This is a genomic window from Ignatzschineria sp. 22MB058224, assembly GCF_058188435.1.
In genome coordinates this window covers 501,439-517,220 of the sequence record NZ_CP187366.1, presented here as the reverse complement: position 1 = coordinate 517,220, position 15,782 = coordinate 501,439, and the positions used below count along the sequence as shown (strand labels likewise).

Sequence of the window (15,782 nt, the reverse complement as noted above, 5' to 3'; positions counted from 1 at the left end):
TCGATCTGTCCTTTCTAAATAACCATATTAAAATAGCGTAGCGATACTTTCCGCTACATAGGGATAACAATCGTTATGCCTAAATTCTCTTATCGATTTAAAATTGTTTCTAATGTTTTGGGATAGAGGCGATGCTCAACATGATGTACCATTTCAAGTACCTCTTCTTCGCTTTCGCGCCCTGTTAGCTTAATCTCTTCTTGTGCAATTAGTTCACCTGTATCCATTCCGGCATCCACATAGTGGATTGAAACGCCAACCACCTTTTCGCCCGCTCTTAATGCCTGCTGAACGGCATCTTTTCCTTTATAGGCAGGAAGAAGTGACGGATGGATATTAATGATCTTATTAGGATAAGCTGCCAAAAGTGTTTCGCCAAGCAGACGCATATAGCCTGCGAGTATGACCCATTCAACAGATCGTTCCTTTAAAGCAGAGACAATCATTGTTTCATAAGTCGACTTATCAGAATAATCTCTTGCCGAGAATTGAAGTATTGGAATTCTCTTTTTTTCTGCTTTTTCGATGACTTTAGCATCCTTCTTATCACAAACTAACAACACAACGTTTGCATGAAGCTGCTCATTTTCGATTGCGGTTATAATCGCATCAAAATTTGAACCCGTTCCTGAAGCGAAAATAGCGATATTCTTCATTCGTTTATCTCAACTTTTCCACTATCTGTAATAACACCAATTTTACGGGCATCTCTTAAGATCGAAAGTATCTTTTCTTCATCATTAGGATTCACAACAATCATATAGCCGATTCCCATGTTGAAAACTGTAAACATCTCTTGATCCGAAATACCTGCTTGTTTTTGTAAGAATGGGAAAATTGCTGGTTTAGGCCATGAACTATTGCTAAAAGATGCACCTAACCCTTCGGGGAGCATTCTTGGCACATTTTCATAGAAACCGCCGCCGGTAATATGCGCCATTGCATGCACCTTTACTGATTTCAAGAGTTCCAAAATTGGCTGAACGTAAATCATTGTCGGCGTTAAGAGGACCTCACCTAAAGGCTTATCAAACCCCTCATAGGTCTTTTTAAAATCAAGATTATTCTCTTTAATAATATGACGCACCAACGAGAATCCATTACTATGAACACCACTTGATAGTAAACCAATAATTGAATCACCGATTTTTACATTTGCTTTGTTAACACGCTCATCTTTTTCAACAACACCTACCGCAAATCCTGCAATATCATATTCACCATCTTGATAAAAACCAGGCATTTCCGCAGTTTCACCGCCTAAAAGTGCGGCACCCGATAATTTTGATCCTTCAGCAACACCTTTTACAATCGCTTCAATTTGTGCCGGATTATTTTTACCGCAAGCAATATAATCAAGGAAAAAAAGTGGTTCAGCGCCTTGCGTTAAAATATCATTCACACACATTGCAACTGCATCAATACCAATTGTGTCATGAATATTCATTTCAAAGGCAAGCTTTAATTTAGTTCCTACACCATCAGTTCCTGAAACAAGAACAGGCTTTTGATAATTGAGTTCTGAAAGGTCAAAAGATCCTCCAAAATCCCCAAAAATATCCATCGCACCAATACGCATCGTACTTGCTACATGTTTTTTGATTCGTTCGACGGACTCATATCCCGCTTCTAAACTAACACCCGCTTTTTTATATGCATCACTCATTCTGATACCTTTTGAATTTATAATATTTGAATATTGCTCGCTTAGCGAAGCATGCTTTTAATCTTGAAGATGTTGATCCACATTTGTAGGATACTCTCCGGTGAAACACGCCATACATGTTCCACAATTTGATCCTAAAGATTCAGATCGTTTTAATGCTCTTACAGTGCCTTCACGACTTAAAAATGCCAAAGAATCTGCTTTAATATGACGGCGCATCTCTTCGATATTAAGCTGATGAGCTAAGAGATCTTCGCGATGTGAAGTATCAACGCCATAAAAACAGGGATACTTGATCGGTGGTGAAGAAATTCGCATATGTATTTCTGTTGCCCCTGCATCTCGAAGCATTTTTACAATGCGGCGACTCGTAGTTCCTCGAACAATAGAATCATCTATCAAAATTAAGCTCTTTCCTTTTACTACGGATGGTAAAGGTGCTAGCTTCATTCGCACACCAAGCTCTCGGAGCTCTTGAGTTGGTTTAATGAAAGTTCGTCCAACATAACGGTTCTTAATTAACCCCATTTCACTAGGTAAACCTGCAGCTTCCGCATATCCCGTTGCTGCTGAAATAGAAGAATCAGGGACACCAATAACCATGTCTGCATCAACATGAGTCTCTTTATAGAGCTCTACTCCGCTCTGTTTACGAAAGCTATGCACATTTCGCTCTTCTAAGTCACTATCTGGTCGTGCAAAATAGACATATTCCATCATACAGATTGCATGAAAATTATCATTACTATAAGTATCTGAAATAATCCGTCCATCGTCGATATGAACAATTTCTCCAGGCATCACATCACGGATATAGGTTGCCCCAACAATACCTAAGGCACATGTTTCAGAGGCAAAAACATACCCGCCATCTGTCAGTTTTCCGATACAAAGTGGACGAATGCCTCTTTGATCTCTGACTGCGTAGACACCACTATTATGGAGAATGAAAAAATTAAACGCTCCTTCTAATTCTAACAGTGATGCTTTAAGACGTTCGATAAACGAGCCCTTTTTGCGGCGCATCAAATGCACAATAATTTCTGCATCTCCCGATGCATGAAACACACTCCCTTGACTCTCTAGTGATTCCCGCAACAATTTTGTATTGGTAATATTACCATTATAGGCAATTGCAAATTGCTCATCACTCATCTTCATTGTGAGAGGTTGCACATTTGCATAACCCTTTTCACCGTTAGATGGATAACGTATATTGCCAATACTACAACTGCCGGGAAGTTTTTGAAAAATGGATGAATCTGGGAAAACATCCGATAAAAGCCCTTCGCCTTTGATCGTATCAATGTCCCCTTTTTCATTCAAAACGGCGATGCCAGCACCTTCCTGACCACGATGCTGCAAACTATGCAGCCCGTAGTAGGTTAAAGATGCGGCATTAGAATTTCCAATAACCGCAAACACTCGTTATTTCTCCTTGCGAGCTAACAGACGCGCATGAATTTCACGGTAAGCCTCAATTACATTTCCCAAATCTTGACGAAAACGATCTTTGTCTAACTTGCTCTGAGTTTGGATATCCCATAGGCGACATGTATCTGGACTAATCTCATCGGCAAGAACAATTTCCCCCTGAGGATTGCGACCAAACTCGACTTTGAAATCCACTAAAGAGACACCGATTTCAGCAAAAAGAGTTTTTAAAAGCTCGTTGATTTTACGTGCTTCTGAAGAGATCTTTTCGATCTCTTCACGAGTTGCGAGCCCAAGCGCTAAAGCATGGTCAGCATTAATTAATGGATCATTTAGTTCATCTTTTTTATAGCAGAACTCTAAAATAGGCGGGTTCAAGACTGTACCTTCTTTAAAGCCTAAACGACTAGAAAGAGAGCCTGTGGCGATATTGCGCATAATTACTTCGAGAAGAACAATATCAATTTTTTCACAAAGAACATCGCGACCATTTATCTGCTTGATTAAATGCGTTTTAATACCATTTTCCATGAGATATTCAAAAATCATAGTGGAAATTGCCGCATTTAAAACACCTTTATCTTCAAATTGTGCTTTTTTAGCGCCGTTACCTGCCGTGGCATCATCTTTATAATGAATTAATACCTCATTGGCATTATCAGTACTATAAATTTGTTTTGCTTTACCTTCATATAATAACTTTGACATTTAAATCCTCTCCCTCATTTAGTGCTTTTTAGCTGTTACTGACTTCACAGCACTTTCAAAAATTGCTTGATCTTTATTACCTGGTATATTGAGAAACAGTCCCGCTTCATAGCGCTCACTCTGTGCCATTTTTCCAAAAATTTGACCATTTGGACTTGTTAACGCTTCTACGGAATACGCAGATACAGCAGGGTTAAAGAGACTATCGAGAGTTGCTCGACCTTTATGATCCACATATTGTGCAGCAATTTGCCCCTTTTCTTTCAGTAATTCGAAGAATTCTGGTGTCATAACTAAACGCCCTTCTAACGATGCAAATGGCAATACATGTTGATCCCCCACACGACATTCACTCAACCATGGTGTATTAGTATTAACAATTTCTGTTGTCACCATCTGTGCTTTAAACTCGCCCGATTGATTTGTTGCTAAAATCACCTCTTTATTCTCGCAATATTGACCAAAAGGTAGCAGACCAGTTCTTAATAGAGCGCTGAATCCTGCATTAATACCTAAGATTAATCCACCTTTTTGGATAAAGTTTTCGATTGCGATTTTTACCTCTGAACGTTCTAAGAATAGTGCCATAGTTGCGCCCATTCCTGCCGGTTCCTCAGTACTTGCAAAACCGGATGCTAATGCAAAAATTTCCGCCGCTTCTAGCGCTTTGGTAAACTCACGAATCGATAATTGATAATCTGCTTCTGTTAACAGACGAATTGGAAGAATATTCACAGTCGCACCGGCTTTTTCAAATGCACGTCCCATATCTTCTTCACTGTGCGTTCCTTCAAAGACAGGAATAAGCACTGTTGGATTTGGCGACTCTAAGCGATTAACAATACTCTCTACTTTTTTCGCCGCGACTTTATCAACAAATCCTTCACTTTTGCAATAGATCGGATAGATTTTCTCAAAACGATCTTCTGATGCCGCTTGTAATGTTGTGCCTAAAATAGTGGTTTGACCGTAATCAAAGCGGTATTCACTCAAGGTTGTTCCGATCGCAATATAATCTGCTGACTCAGGGAGCGCTTGACGTGTTGCAATTACGAAAGCACCGTACTGTGGGCGGAAAAGGTCATGTTCAGAGATATTTTCAATATTCACGCCAATTCTATTACCAAAACTCATTACAGCAAGTGCTTCAGCAACGCCACCTTGACGCACAGAGCTAGCAGAATGAATCTGATATTTTTGATGAATATGACGGAATACTTCGAAATTATGATTAATTTCATCATACGGGATTCGTCCTGTAACATCTTCTTTAATTGGTAAAAGATAGAGATAATGCCCACTCTCTTTAAATTCTGGAGAAATTACATCTTGAGTTTTAACAGTTGTTACAGCAAAAGAGACTAAAGTCGGTGGTACATCGATATTTTCAAATGAACCACTCATACTATCTTTACCGCCGATGCTTGGCACATTGAATGCTTTTTGAGCTTCAATTGAACCCAATAACGCAGCAACCGGTTTTCCGAATTTTTCTGGAATTCCATCTAAACGTTCGAAGTATTCTTGGAAAGAGAGACGGGCTTTTCGTGGGTCACCACCCGCTGCAACTGTACGGCAAAGCGATTCAATGACTGCGTAAGCCGCACCATGAAATGGTGACCACTCACCAATATATGGATTGTAACCATGCGCTAATATTGCTGCCGTCGTTGTTTCGCCTTTGCCTACTTGTATTTTTTGCAACGATACTTCTGTTGGGGTTGCTTGGCATTTACCACCATAGGGTAATAAGACCGTTGAGCGCCCGAGTGTCGAATCAAATTTCTGATTCATACCCTTCTGACTTGCAATATTCACATCAGCAAGTAATTCTCGCCATGCTTTTTCAATATCACTATAATCAGTATGCTTGAGGAGCGGAGATGGCTTATTACTGTCAACAACAACTGCTTCTGCATGTTTACGAATCCCGTTGGTATCAAGGAATGAACGCGCAATATCAACAACTTTTTTACCTTCCCATTCAATTACTAATCTTGGGTCTTCGGTGATTTCTGCAATAACAACAGCATCAACAGACTCATCATTGGCAAGTTGAATAAATTTTTCAGCATTCTCTGCTGCAACAACTACTGCCATACGCTCTTGTGATTCAGAAATCGCAAGATCTGTACCATTCAATCCTGAATATTTGACAGGAACATGATCAAGATTCACCTTCACACCATCAGCAAGCTCACCAATAGCCACTGATACACCACCTGCACCAAAATCATTCGATTTTTTAATTAAAGTTGTTGCAGCTTTGTTGCGAAATAGACGAACTATTTTACGCTCTTCACTTGCACAACCTTTTTGTACATCTGTCCCTGCTGTTTCAACAGATTCAACAGTCTGTACTTGCGATGAACCTGTTGCCGCTCCAACACCATCGCGTCCTGTTTTAGCACCGATGAGTAGTACCAAATCACCAGGCTTAGGTTTTTCTCGAACAACATAATCTTCACGAACAGCACCAACAACAGCACCAAGCTCCATTCGTTTTGCGACAAATCCAGGATGAATATATTCACGCGCATATGCTGTTGTTCCACCGATTTGATTTGCATAATCACTATTGCCTTGTGCTGCAACACGACTAATACGACGTTGTGGAATCTTAGTAGGAATTGTATTTTCAACAGGTTCTAAGATATTGCCCGCCCCTGTTATACGCATTCCTTGATAGACATAGGCTCGACCTGAAAGAGGATCTCGAATCGCACCACCAACACAAGTGTGCGCACCACCATATGGCTCAATCTCTGTTGGGTGATTATGCGTTTCATTTTTAAACATTAATAACCACGATTCATCTTTACCATCGACATCAACGTTAATATGAATAGAACAGGCATTTACCTCATCGGAAATCTCCATATCGTCTAATTCACCCGTTTTACGCTGATAACGTCCAAAAATAGTTGCCATATCCATTAAGGTTTCTGGTCGATCGGTAATGCCTGTTGCTTTACGTAGTTCAATATAAGTTTCATAAGCCTGTTGAATCTGTTCTTTAAATTGACTCGCAGTAAAATCAATTTTATCCAGAACCGTCTCAAACGTTGTATGACGGCAGTGATCTGACCAATATGTATCTAATACTAGAATTTCTGTTTCTGTTGGATTACGACGTTCCTCATCTCTAAAATATTGCTGAATAAAACGTAAGTCATCATAATCCATTGCTAAACCCATCAATAATTTAAGTTCCGCAAGTTTGGAATCGCCCATATGAATAAAATCTTTCACATCTTCCACAGACTTAGGACGATGATCATCTTTAAAACGAGCATCACTGATTTCTTGAGTTAAATCTTTAAGTCCTGAATTAATCGGATTGAAGAGATAATCTTGAATCTTTTGCAGATCTTCTGGTGTTAAATTATCGTTAAATCCATATAACGTCGCTGTAAGTACTTTGGTCTTTGGCGATATATCAGACATTTTCATACCCATTTCAATACTATATGCACGCTGATCATACTGCCCCGGCAAACTCTCAATTGCAAAATGAGGCATTGATTGGAGCTCTGCTAGCATTACATCTTCTCTGATCTGTTCATGACGGCCTTTTTGCATTAAAATACTCTCAATTTTTTCAGTATCGTGTTCATTCAGATCAAAAAAGTCATATACATAAATAAGACGAGCTTTCGTTAATGATTGAACGTTTAAAGCTATTTTCAATTCATTCAATAAAGCAGCAGCTTCCGTTGAATAGTGTGGTGCACTTTCAATATAAAATCTTCTTTTCATTGGGGTCCTTATTTATAAAATTAACGAACACGATATGCCAATAGTGTTTCAAAAGCACTTAAGCCTTCTGAACCCGTAAAGGTGACATGGCCCATTTTACGGTTATTTTTAAATTCCTTTTTCCCATAAAGATGCAGATGTGCATCAGGTGATAAATGGGGTAAATAAGCAAAAAGGAGATCTTTATCCTGCCCTAGAATATTGAACATAACTGTTTTTTGCTGCAATGTTGTATCACCAAGTGGCCAACCACAAATTGCACGAATATGTTGTTCAAACTGACTTGTAGCACAACCCTCCATCGTGAAATGCCCTGAATTATGGGGCCTTGGAGCAAGCTCATTCACATAAATCTCTTCACCTACAATAAAAGCCTCCATGGCTAATGTTCCAACAATATTATGTTTCTCCATAAAGATTTGTAGCATTTGATTTAGTCTTGCTTCTAATTGGGCAGTGACTCGCTCACCACCTGCTACCGTACGAAATAAGATATTATTGATATGAAGATTTTCGGCAATTGGAAAGTAGCGGTACTCCCCTCTCGTGGAACGAGTCCCTATAATGGAGCATTCCCAGTCATAAGGAATAAATTTTTCCGCGACACAAGCAATACCATATAACGTTGCAACTTTTGGAAGATCATCCACTGATCGAACAATAACTTGGCCTTTCCCATCATATCCACCTTCCTGTGTTTTCACGACGAAAGGAAAGCCAAGCTCACTAACAGCTTCACATATGGAGGTCTCCGGATCATCGAGAATCACAAATGGTGCAATCGGAAGTCCAGCTTCTACTAATGCGAGCTTTTCTCTTTTTCGATTTTGAGCAAGATAGAGAGGCAACTCTCCTTGAGGAATATTATGATATTCGAGATTTAGATGACGAACTAACTCCGCACTAATATTTTCAAATTCATACGTAACAACATCACATCGAGATACTAAAGTTTCATATCCTTCTTCATCTGAAAAGCTTGATGTGATGTGACTATGAGAAACTGCAACTGCCGGTGCATCTGAAGCAGGATCGAGAGTAATTACATAATATCCCATCCTATTTGCTGCTTCTGCTAACATTTTACCTAGTTGACCACCACCAATAATTCCAATTGTTTTGCCAGGTAAAATGTGCATGATGACTATTTCTCCTCTATCGTGCTATCAGCTAATACATTCTCTGTTTGGCACTTTCGGAATGTCTTGAGCTTTTCGTACAATTCATCGTTTGTTAAGGCTAGAATTTGTGCTGCAAAGAGCCCCGCATTTTTCGCACCGGATTCTCCAATAGCCATTGTCGCTACGGGAATACCGCCTGGCATTTGAACTATGGAGTAGAGGGAATCAATACCACTTAAAGTGCTTGTCTTTATGGGAACACCTATAACAGGCAATGGCGTTAAGGAAGCAACCATTCCAGGAAGATGTGCGGCACCACCTGCGCCAGCAATAATGACATCATAACCAGTATCCTTGGCATTTAGCGCAAAGGATACCATCTGCTCCGGCGTACGATGTGCCGAAACAATTTTCATGTCATAACTAATGGAAAATTGGTTGAGAATCTCCGCGGCATTCTGCATTGTTGGCAGATCGCTTTTGCTTCCCATAATAATGGCGACTTTCTGTTTTTTCATTAAGAAATTCAACCTAAAAATAAGATATTTATAAACCGAAGCTAGATGTCGGTTTGTGAATTTTGAATTTTATAGGGAAGTTCAATTTTAGTCAATAAGCATTAAATTTATTTTTTAGAAATTATGAAATATCTTCATACTACTCATTATTTTGCACTATATAATATATTACCGAAAAGTAAATATTTCTAAGGGAAATAAGCCTAATCATAAACCTATTTATGTAATATAATACAAAAGATCATCAATGCTTATTTGGGTATCACGCCGATATAAGCCTCCATTTATTCAACTCGACAAAAATAATCTATTGATCATGGTTACTACCGTACTATCACTTTCACTTACTGCCCTTTTTGCTGCAGCGTTACTCTTTTATTTTGTCAAAACAGCACAACATTTAAAAACGCTTAAAAATCTTTGCAACGCCGCCTTCAATGATGTTGAAAACTTACAATCTCAACTTGTCAGCAGACTGTCGCCCATCATTGATATTACCCAAAAAGTTTTAAGAGATGAGGAAAAACTTTTCTCAGAACTCAAGGATATCAGCAATAATAATCCTGAGAAAAATCATGCAGCTCAAGTCGAAGCGATTTTACGATTACGAAAAAACGTCAAACTCCTTTATAAGCGCTCTCTAACCCATCCCGAACTTAAAGATTTAGAAAACCTTCAACAATTATGGACAAAAGTGCTAATTACTAATCGCAATATTGATGAATCGGCATCTTTTTACAATGATACGGTTCATGATTATCGAGAGTTTACCTCAAAATTTCCAGCATCTATGCTTGCCGAAGTTTTTCAGTATCCGCACTATCATCGTATTTAATCAATTCAATATCACGTATACTGAACATTCAACTGTGCTCTTTAAATTGGATCGATCGTGCAAGAAAAACCACTCTTTAATGAATTATCGCAAAAATTTAATCGTAATATTTATGCCACTTTTAAAGGGCGCTTAAGACTTGCAATTTTAAACCGTGATTTTGAGTTATTAAAACTTCACCAGACACCGCTTTCTATCTACGATATTGGTGCAGGTCAAGGGCAATTTTCACAGACATTAGCAGCAAAAGGTCATCATCTAACACTGATCGAACCGGCGCAAAATATGCTAGAGATTGCTGAAAAAAATTTTCAAATCCATAATCTTGCTGCAGACTTCATAAATATATCGCTTGAAGAATTCTCAAAAATGCAGCTACCACAACCTGATCTAATCCTTTGCCATGCAGTAATTGAGTGGCTTGAAAACCCATTTGATCTATTTGATCATTTAGCTCAATACCTCACTATTGGTACCCGTTTGTCTCTTCTTTTTTATAATCGTGAAGGACTAATCTATCACAATCTTATTCGTGGAAATTTTCGCTATATCACAAAAGAAAATTTTCGTGGTGAACATGGAGGATTTACCCCACTCTCACCTATTGATGCCCATAAACTAGAAGAATACCTTTATCAAAATAACTTCGGAATTATTCATAAAAGTGGCATTCGTACCTATTACGATTTTATGAATCATGAAGCTCGAAACCGAATCAGCGAAGAAGATCATCTTGCAATGGAATTAAAATATTCTCTTAATCCTGATTATCAAGCTCACGCACGCTATCTCCATTGGATCATTGAAAAACAATAATATTTTTGCCAATCAAAATTTTCTGCCATCAGAACAAATTTCAATAGTGCTATTTTTTTAAAAAATTATAAAATATGTTCATTTTATTCATTCCATTTTTATGAAGTTCTAATTTATGCTATTTCAATCACAGTTTAAAAATCGTTTATTTCTTAGCATTGCAATTATTTGCTCTACTATTTCTGTAACTCTTGCTGATACTATTTTTCTTAAAAATGAGGATCGTGTTACTGGAAACATTGTATTAGTCGAAAAAGAGACTATTCATATTGAAACAGAATACGCTGGAACATTAGCGATTAACCAATCGGCAATACGAAGCTTTACTATTAATTCACCGGTTGCTATTAATGAAAGTCGATTTGGCCATAGTTATCGAGCATCAGAAGTAATTTACGCTGCAAATGAAAGCGCAACTGAAATGCGTATCAAAGATAATTTTGGTGAACATGAAGTCCCACTTGATAAACCAATTATCATCGCAAAAATCAAGGATGGGGAATCACTCGATCAGACAACCTTACGCCACTCAGGTAATTTAGAAGGCAGTATCAGCCTCGATAATGATAGTTCTAATACAAAGTACTTTCGTCTTAAAGGGGATTATCAGCTCGAACATGGTTTATGGCGTCATAAAACCATGGCGAATATTGATCGTAAAACCGATGATGGAAAGACAAAAACATACAATTATAGCGCAGGCTATACCGTTGATCGTTTTATAAACCCCTATCTTTTCTGGCAAGGATCAATCAAATATACACATGATTGGATTGAAGATATTCGCGAAAATCTTGTGGTTGGAATTGGCCCTGGATGGCAAGTTTGGAATACGACTCGCTCTAGCCTATCACTTGCAACGATCCTGAACTATCAGACTATTACTTATCAGAGCAGAGATAAAGATCATAATCCACAGATGGCGCTCAAATGGGATTATAGCCAAGATCTCTACAATCAAAAACTTCGTCTTATCTCTAATGGTAGCATTGGCCGTAGTTTTAATAATGATGTTCGTTTAGATCTTAATTTTACGACATCGCTAGCGTATAAACTCAATGAAAGACTGTCACTCAATACTGGCTATAAATTTGAGCGCATTAAAGCAAAACATGGTAATTCTAAGAATAACAATCTATTTTTAGGCGTTGGATTGAGCTTCTAATCATCGATATATAGAATTGCTCAAGCAATAATTCTTATTAATATCGATGATTTAAAATATTTTTTTAAATATCCTTAAACTTTATAATGTTTTTACATTAAGATAATAATCAAACCCTCTATTTTTTAGATAAAGCATCTTAGAAATAGAGGGTTCTGATAATTATTACAGAAAGTTTCGAGGAGCCTATTTTAGATGTTTAGAAAACGTATTACTCACCCCACACTAAAAATTTTCACACTACTTTTTTTGATGTTTTTCACCCAAAATTCAATCGCAAAAGAGCCCTTTAAAGTTATTACAACCTTCACGATCATTCAAGATATTGCCCAAAATGTCGCCGGTGATGCAGCTGTTGTTGAATCGATTACAAAACCAGGAGCGGAGATTCATGATTATCAACCAACGCCTAAAGATATTGTTAAAGCACAAGATGCACAACTGATTTTATGGAATGGTCTCAATCTTGAACGCTGGTTTAACCGCTTTTTTCAGAGCATACGTAATGTACCCTCTGTTACTGTTACGGAAGGAATTACTCCATTATCCATTTATGAAGGTGAATATGAAGGAATGCCTAATCCACATGCATGGATGAGTCCAAGCAATGTGTTGATCTATATCGAAAATATCCGCCGAGCGCTAGTTGAATATGATCCTGATAATGCAGAGATCTATAATCAAAATGCTTCAGTCTATTCAGACAAAATCCGCGCTTTAGATGCACCATTGCGCGCCAAGCTCGATCAAATTCCAGAAGAGCAACGTTGGCTTGTCACAAGCGAAGGAGCTTTTGGCTATCTTGCACAAGATTATAACCTTAAAGAAGCTTATCTCTGGCCGATTAATGCCGATGAGGAAGGCTCTCCGCAACAGGTTAAACGTCTTATAGATACCATTCGAAAACACGAAATCCCTGTCCTTTTTAGTGAAAGTACGATTTCCGATAAACCTGCTAAACAGGTTGCTAAAGAAACCGGCGCTAAATATGGTGGTGTTCTTTATGTCGATTCGCTTTCAGATGAAAATGGCCCTGTACCTACCTATATCGACCTATTACAAACAACTGTCGAAACCATTGTGAAAGGATTTGATCTAGAATGAGTATTATCGTTGATAATGTATCTGTGACCTACAATAACGGTCACCGCGCTATTTTTGATGTAAACTTCACACTCACTTCCGGCACAATATGCGGACTTGTTGGAGTTAATGGGAGTGGAAAATCTACCCTTTTTAAATCCATTATGGGATTAGTCAGCCCCACCAAAGGAGCAATTACAGTTGATGGGCAGACAATTAAAGAAGCCTTAAAAACAAATAAAATTGCTTATGTTCCACAAACCGAAGAGGTTGATTGGAACTTCCCTGTATTGGTTGAAGATGTTGTCATGATGGGTCGTTATGGCAAAATGGGTTTTTTAAGAATCCCATCTAAAAAAGATCATGAAATGGTCAATCATGCCCTTGAACGCGTCGACTTAACTCATTTTCGAAAGCGTCAGATAGGTGAACTTTCGGGTGGGCAAAAAAAGCGGGTATTCCTAGCACGAGCTCTTGCCCAGGAAAGCAGAATATTACTTCTTGATGAACCCTTCACAGGTGTTGATCTGAAAACAGAAGATAGCATTATTGAACTCCTGATTTCACTACGAGATGAAGGCTATCTTATGCTTGTTTCTACGCATAATCTTGGATCAATTCCAGAATTTTGCGATCAAGTAATTTTGTTGAACCAAACTGTACTCGCACAAGGCCCGACTGAAACAACCTATACACAAGAAAATCTAACACGTACTTTTGGGGGCGTATTACGAGAAATCTCGCTACATGGTGATCATCTTCACGATGATGATGATCCTCGCAGCGTTACTGTTTTAACAGATGATGAGCGTCCAGCAGTATTCTATGGTTGTGAAAATAATCAAAATCTCAAAAAATCTCGCAAAAATGCCTTTCTTAAAGCGGCAAATTGCAAAGATAGGGAGAATGAATAATGAATTTTCTATTAGAACCTTTTCAATATGAGTATATGGTGAAAGCTATCATCATGTGCCTACTTGTTGGCGTTTCTTGTGCATTCTTATCCGCGTACCTCGTTTTAAAAGGTTGGTCATTAATGGGAGATGCACTCTCTCATTCAGTTGTGCCAGGTGTTGCCGGGGCTTATGCGCTTAATCTACCATATGCTATTGGTGCTTTTTTCACAGGTATATTAGCAGCACTTGCCATGGGACTTGTTAAACATTTCACCAAATTACGGGAAGATGCCATTATTGGTCTAGTTTTTAGTAGCTTCTTTGCTGCTGGATTATTAATTATCTCTCTTAACCCGACACACATTAATATCAACTCTATTATTTTTGGAAATGTATTGGGGATCTCTGATAGTGATGCGCTACAAGCAACGATTATTACAATTATTGCCATTACTCTTTTACTCTTTTATTGGAAAGATTTAATGTTGCTCTTTTTTGATGAAGTTCAAGCAACCACTATTGGTCTGTCGATTAATCGTCTAAAAATTCTCTTCTTTGTACTATTAAGTGCTTGTACGGTAGCGGCCTTACAAACAGTTGGTGCGATACTGGTCATTGCAATGGTTATTACCCCTGGAGCAACCGCCTATCTTTTGACGGATCGATTTGGCGTGATGTTACTACTTTCCGTTATTATCGGCGGCTTAACATCACTTCTAGGGGCATATATTAGTTTTTTTCTTCCGGGAGGAACAACCGGAAGCCTGATTGTGGTATTCCAAACATCAATCTTTTTAATCACATTCCTATTTGCACCAAAGCATGGGCAAATCGCTAAACGAAGAGCTTTAAAGCAGCATCTCAAAAATCAAACACAAAGAGGAGATATGGCATGATCGATAGTCTTATTCTCCACCCTCTACAATACCCATTTATGCAACAAGCAATGTTAGGTGCTGTCATTGCAGGACTTGTCTGCGCAGTACTCTCTTGTTATCTTATCCTAAAAGGATGGGCTTTAATGGGAGATGCAATTTCACATGCTGTCTTGCCAGGGATTGTTTTAGCCTTTACTTTGGGAGCTCCTTTAGTAGTAGGCGCATTTGTTTCTGGACTCTTTTGCGCCGTTGCCACAGGTTATATTAAGCAAAATAGCCGAGTAAAAGAAGATGCTGTGCTAGGTATTGTCTTTTCTGGACTCTTTGCACTAGGACTGTTTCTCTTCTCTTTTGTAAAAACAGATCAACATCTAACCCATGTTCTTTTTGGAAATATTCTTGGCATCCTACCGCAAGAATTGTGGCAAATCATTGTTATTACAGTTATTACGTTAATCATCATTCTTATTAAACGAAAAGATTTTATGCTGTATAGCTTTGATCCTGTACAAGCACAAGTTTTAGGGCTGCCAGTAAAATTTCTACACTATACACTCTTAATTCTTTTAGCACTTAGCATTGTCGCCTCCCTACAAGCAGTTGGTGTGATCCTTGTTATAGCGATGTTAGTAGCACCAGGCATTATAGGTTTCATGCTCACAAAACGTTTCTCAATAATGATGATTATCGCCATCATCTCTGCAATGCTCTCTTCGTTTATTGGTGTATTGGTGAGTTTTCATATTGATGCGGAAACAGGCCCTTGTATCGTGTTAACTCAGTCGATGCTATTTATAATGGCTTTTATTTATAATCGTATAAAACAGCATTTCACACGCCAACAGTCTATAACCAAAGCTCAATAGTTACCCCAAAAACCCAACATCATTGGGCTTGTTGGGT

General features: G+C 38.4%; 14 protein-coding genes. 7 read left to right on the top strand and 7 right to left on the bottom strand.

Annotated features, from left to right (window positions below):
* Positions 1–89 precede the first annotated feature (89 nt).
* Genes purN through purE form a run of 7 tightly spaced genes read right to left on the bottom strand, consistent with a single transcriptional unit; the run spans position 90 to position 9,206 of the window.
* A complete protein-coding gene (gene purN / locus ACPF7B_RS01990) occupies positions 90–656 on the bottom strand; it encodes a phosphoribosylglycinamide formyltransferase (RefSeq protein WP_490505966.1) in 567 nt (188 codons plus the stop codon).
* Complete coding sequence (gene purM / locus ACPF7B_RS01985) at positions 653–1,666, bottom strand: phosphoribosylformylglycinamidine cyclo-ligase (RefSeq protein WP_490505965.1); 1,014 nt, start codon at positions 1,664–1,666, stop codon at positions 653–655. The genes purN and purM overlap by 4 nt, the downstream gene beginning before the upstream one ends.
* Before the next feature lie 57 nt (positions 1,667–1,723).
* Positions 1,724–3,091, bottom strand: coding sequence for an amidophosphoribosyltransferase (gene purF, locus ACPF7B_RS01980; RefSeq protein WP_490505964.1), 1,368 nt, complete (start codon positions 3,089–3,091; stop codon positions 1,724–1,726).
* A 3-nt stretch (positions 3,092–3,094) separates the two neighbouring features.
* Positions 3,095–3,808, bottom strand: a complete 714-nt coding sequence (gene purC / locus ACPF7B_RS01975; protein ID WP_490505963.1) for a phosphoribosylaminoimidazolesuccinocarboxamide synthase — start codon at positions 3,806–3,808, stop codon at positions 3,095–3,097.
* A gap of 18 nt (positions 3,809–3,826) precedes the next feature.
* Positions 3,827–7,567 carry a phosphoribosylformylglycinamidine synthase gene (locus ACPF7B_RS01970; RefSeq protein ID WP_490505962.1) on the bottom strand — a complete coding sequence of 1,247 codons (3,741 nt, stop codon included), beginning with the start codon at positions 7,565–7,567 and terminating at the stop codon, positions 3,827–3,829.
* A gap of 20 nt (positions 7,568–7,587) precedes the next feature.
* Positions 7,588–8,706 (bottom strand): 5-(carboxyamino)imidazole ribonucleotide synthase, encoded by a 1,119-nt coding sequence (purK, locus tag ACPF7B_RS01965; RefSeq protein ID WP_490505961.1) that lies wholly within the window; start codon positions 8,704–8,706, stop codon positions 7,588–7,590.
* A gap of 5 nt (positions 8,707–8,711) precedes the next feature.
* Positions 8,712–9,206: a 5-(carboxyamino)imidazole ribonucleotide mutase gene (gene purE / locus ACPF7B_RS01960; RefSeq protein ID WP_490505960.1), complete on the bottom strand. Its 495-nt coding sequence runs from the start codon at positions 9,204–9,206 to the stop codon at positions 8,712–8,714.
* A 247-nt stretch (positions 9,207–9,453) separates the two neighbouring features.
* On the opposite strand from purE, the gene ACPF7B_RS01955 reads away from it, so the two are divergent.
* The 7 genes from ACPF7B_RS01955 to ACPF7B_RS01925 all read left to right on the top strand — a co-directional run bounded on the left by ACPF7B_RS01955 (position 9,454) and on the right by ACPF7B_RS01925 (position 15,745).
* Positions 9,454–10,041, top strand: a complete 588-nt coding sequence (locus ACPF7B_RS01955) for a LemA family protein (protein ID WP_490505959.1) — start codon at positions 9,454–9,456, stop codon at positions 10,039–10,041.
* Positions 10,042–10,098: 57 nt separating this feature from the next.
* A complete protein-coding gene (locus ACPF7B_RS01950; protein WP_490505958.1) occupies positions 10,099–10,857 on the top strand; it encodes a methyltransferase in 759 nt (252 codons plus the stop codon).
* A gap of 115 nt (positions 10,858–10,972) precedes the next feature.
* A complete protein-coding gene (locus tag ACPF7B_RS01945; protein WP_490505957.1) occupies positions 10,973–12,022 on the top strand; it encodes a DUF481 domain-containing protein in 1,050 nt (349 codons plus the stop codon).
* 195 nt (positions 12,023–12,217) lie between these two features.
* Positions 12,218–13,126 (top strand): metal ABC transporter substrate-binding protein, encoded by a 909-nt coding sequence (locus ACPF7B_RS01940; protein WP_490505956.1) that lies wholly within the window; start codon positions 12,218–12,220, stop codon positions 13,124–13,126.
* On the top strand, positions 13,123–14,019 hold the full coding sequence (locus ACPF7B_RS01935) for a manganese/iron ABC transporter ATP-binding protein (protein ID WP_490505955.1): 897 nt from the start codon (positions 13,123–13,125) through the stop codon (positions 14,017–14,019). The genes ACPF7B_RS01940 and ACPF7B_RS01935 overlap by 4 nt, the downstream gene beginning before the upstream one ends.
* Positions 14,016–14,897, top strand: coding sequence for a metal ABC transporter permease (locus ACPF7B_RS01930; RefSeq protein WP_490506482.1), 882 nt, complete (start codon positions 14,016–14,018; stop codon positions 14,895–14,897). The genes ACPF7B_RS01935 and ACPF7B_RS01930 overlap by 4 nt, the downstream gene beginning before the upstream one ends.
* Positions 14,894–15,745: a metal ABC transporter permease gene (locus tag ACPF7B_RS01925; RefSeq protein WP_490505954.1), complete on the top strand. Its 852-nt coding sequence runs from the start codon at positions 14,894–14,896 to the stop codon at positions 15,743–15,745. Before ACPF7B_RS01930 ends, ACPF7B_RS01925 begins: the two co-directional genes overlap by 4 nt.
* The last annotated feature ends 37 nt before the right edge of the window (positions 15,746–15,782 follow it).

What these genes read in the sequence shown, in the direction of transcription:
- purN (WP_490505966.1), bottom strand. Translation starts at nt 656, where the DNA reads ATGAAGAATATCGCTATTTTCGCTTCAGGAACGGGTTCAAATTTTGAT.
- purM (WP_490505965.1), bottom strand. Translation starts at nt 1,666, where the DNA reads ATGAGTGATGCATATAAAAAAGCGGGTGTTAGTTTAGAAGCGGGATAT.
- purC (WP_490505963.1), bottom strand. Translation starts at nt 3,808, where the DNA reads ATGTCAAAGTTATTATATGAAGGTAAAGCAAAACAAATTTATAGTACT.
- ACPF7B_RS01970 (WP_490505962.1), bottom strand. Translation starts at nt 7,567, where the DNA reads ATGAAAAGAAGATTTTATATTGAAAGTGCACCACACTATTCAACGGAA.
- purK (WP_490505961.1), bottom strand. Translation starts at nt 8,706, where the DNA reads ATGCACATTTTACCTGGCAAAACAATTGGAATTATTGGTGGTGGTCAA.
- purE (WP_490505960.1), bottom strand. Translation starts at nt 9,206, where the DNA reads ATGAAAAAACAGAAAGTCGCCATTATTATGGGAAGCAAAAGCGATCTG.
- ACPF7B_RS01955 (WP_490505959.1), top strand. Translation starts at nt 9,454, where the DNA reads ATGCTTATTTGGGTATCACGCCGATATAAGCCTCCATTTATTCAACTC.
- ACPF7B_RS01945 (WP_490505957.1), top strand. Translation starts at nt 10,973, where the DNA reads ATGCTATTTCAATCACAGTTTAAAAATCGTTTATTTCTTAGCATTGCA.
- ACPF7B_RS01940 (WP_490505956.1), top strand. Translation starts at nt 12,218, where the DNA reads ATGTTTAGAAAACGTATTACTCACCCCACACTAAAAATTTTCACACTA.
- ACPF7B_RS01935 (WP_490505955.1), top strand. Translation starts at nt 13,123, where the DNA reads ATGAGTATTATCGTTGATAATGTATCTGTGACCTACAATAACGGTCAC.
- ACPF7B_RS01925 (WP_490505954.1), top strand. Translation starts at nt 14,894, where the DNA reads ATGATCGATAGTCTTATTCTCCACCCTCTACAATACCCATTTATGCAA.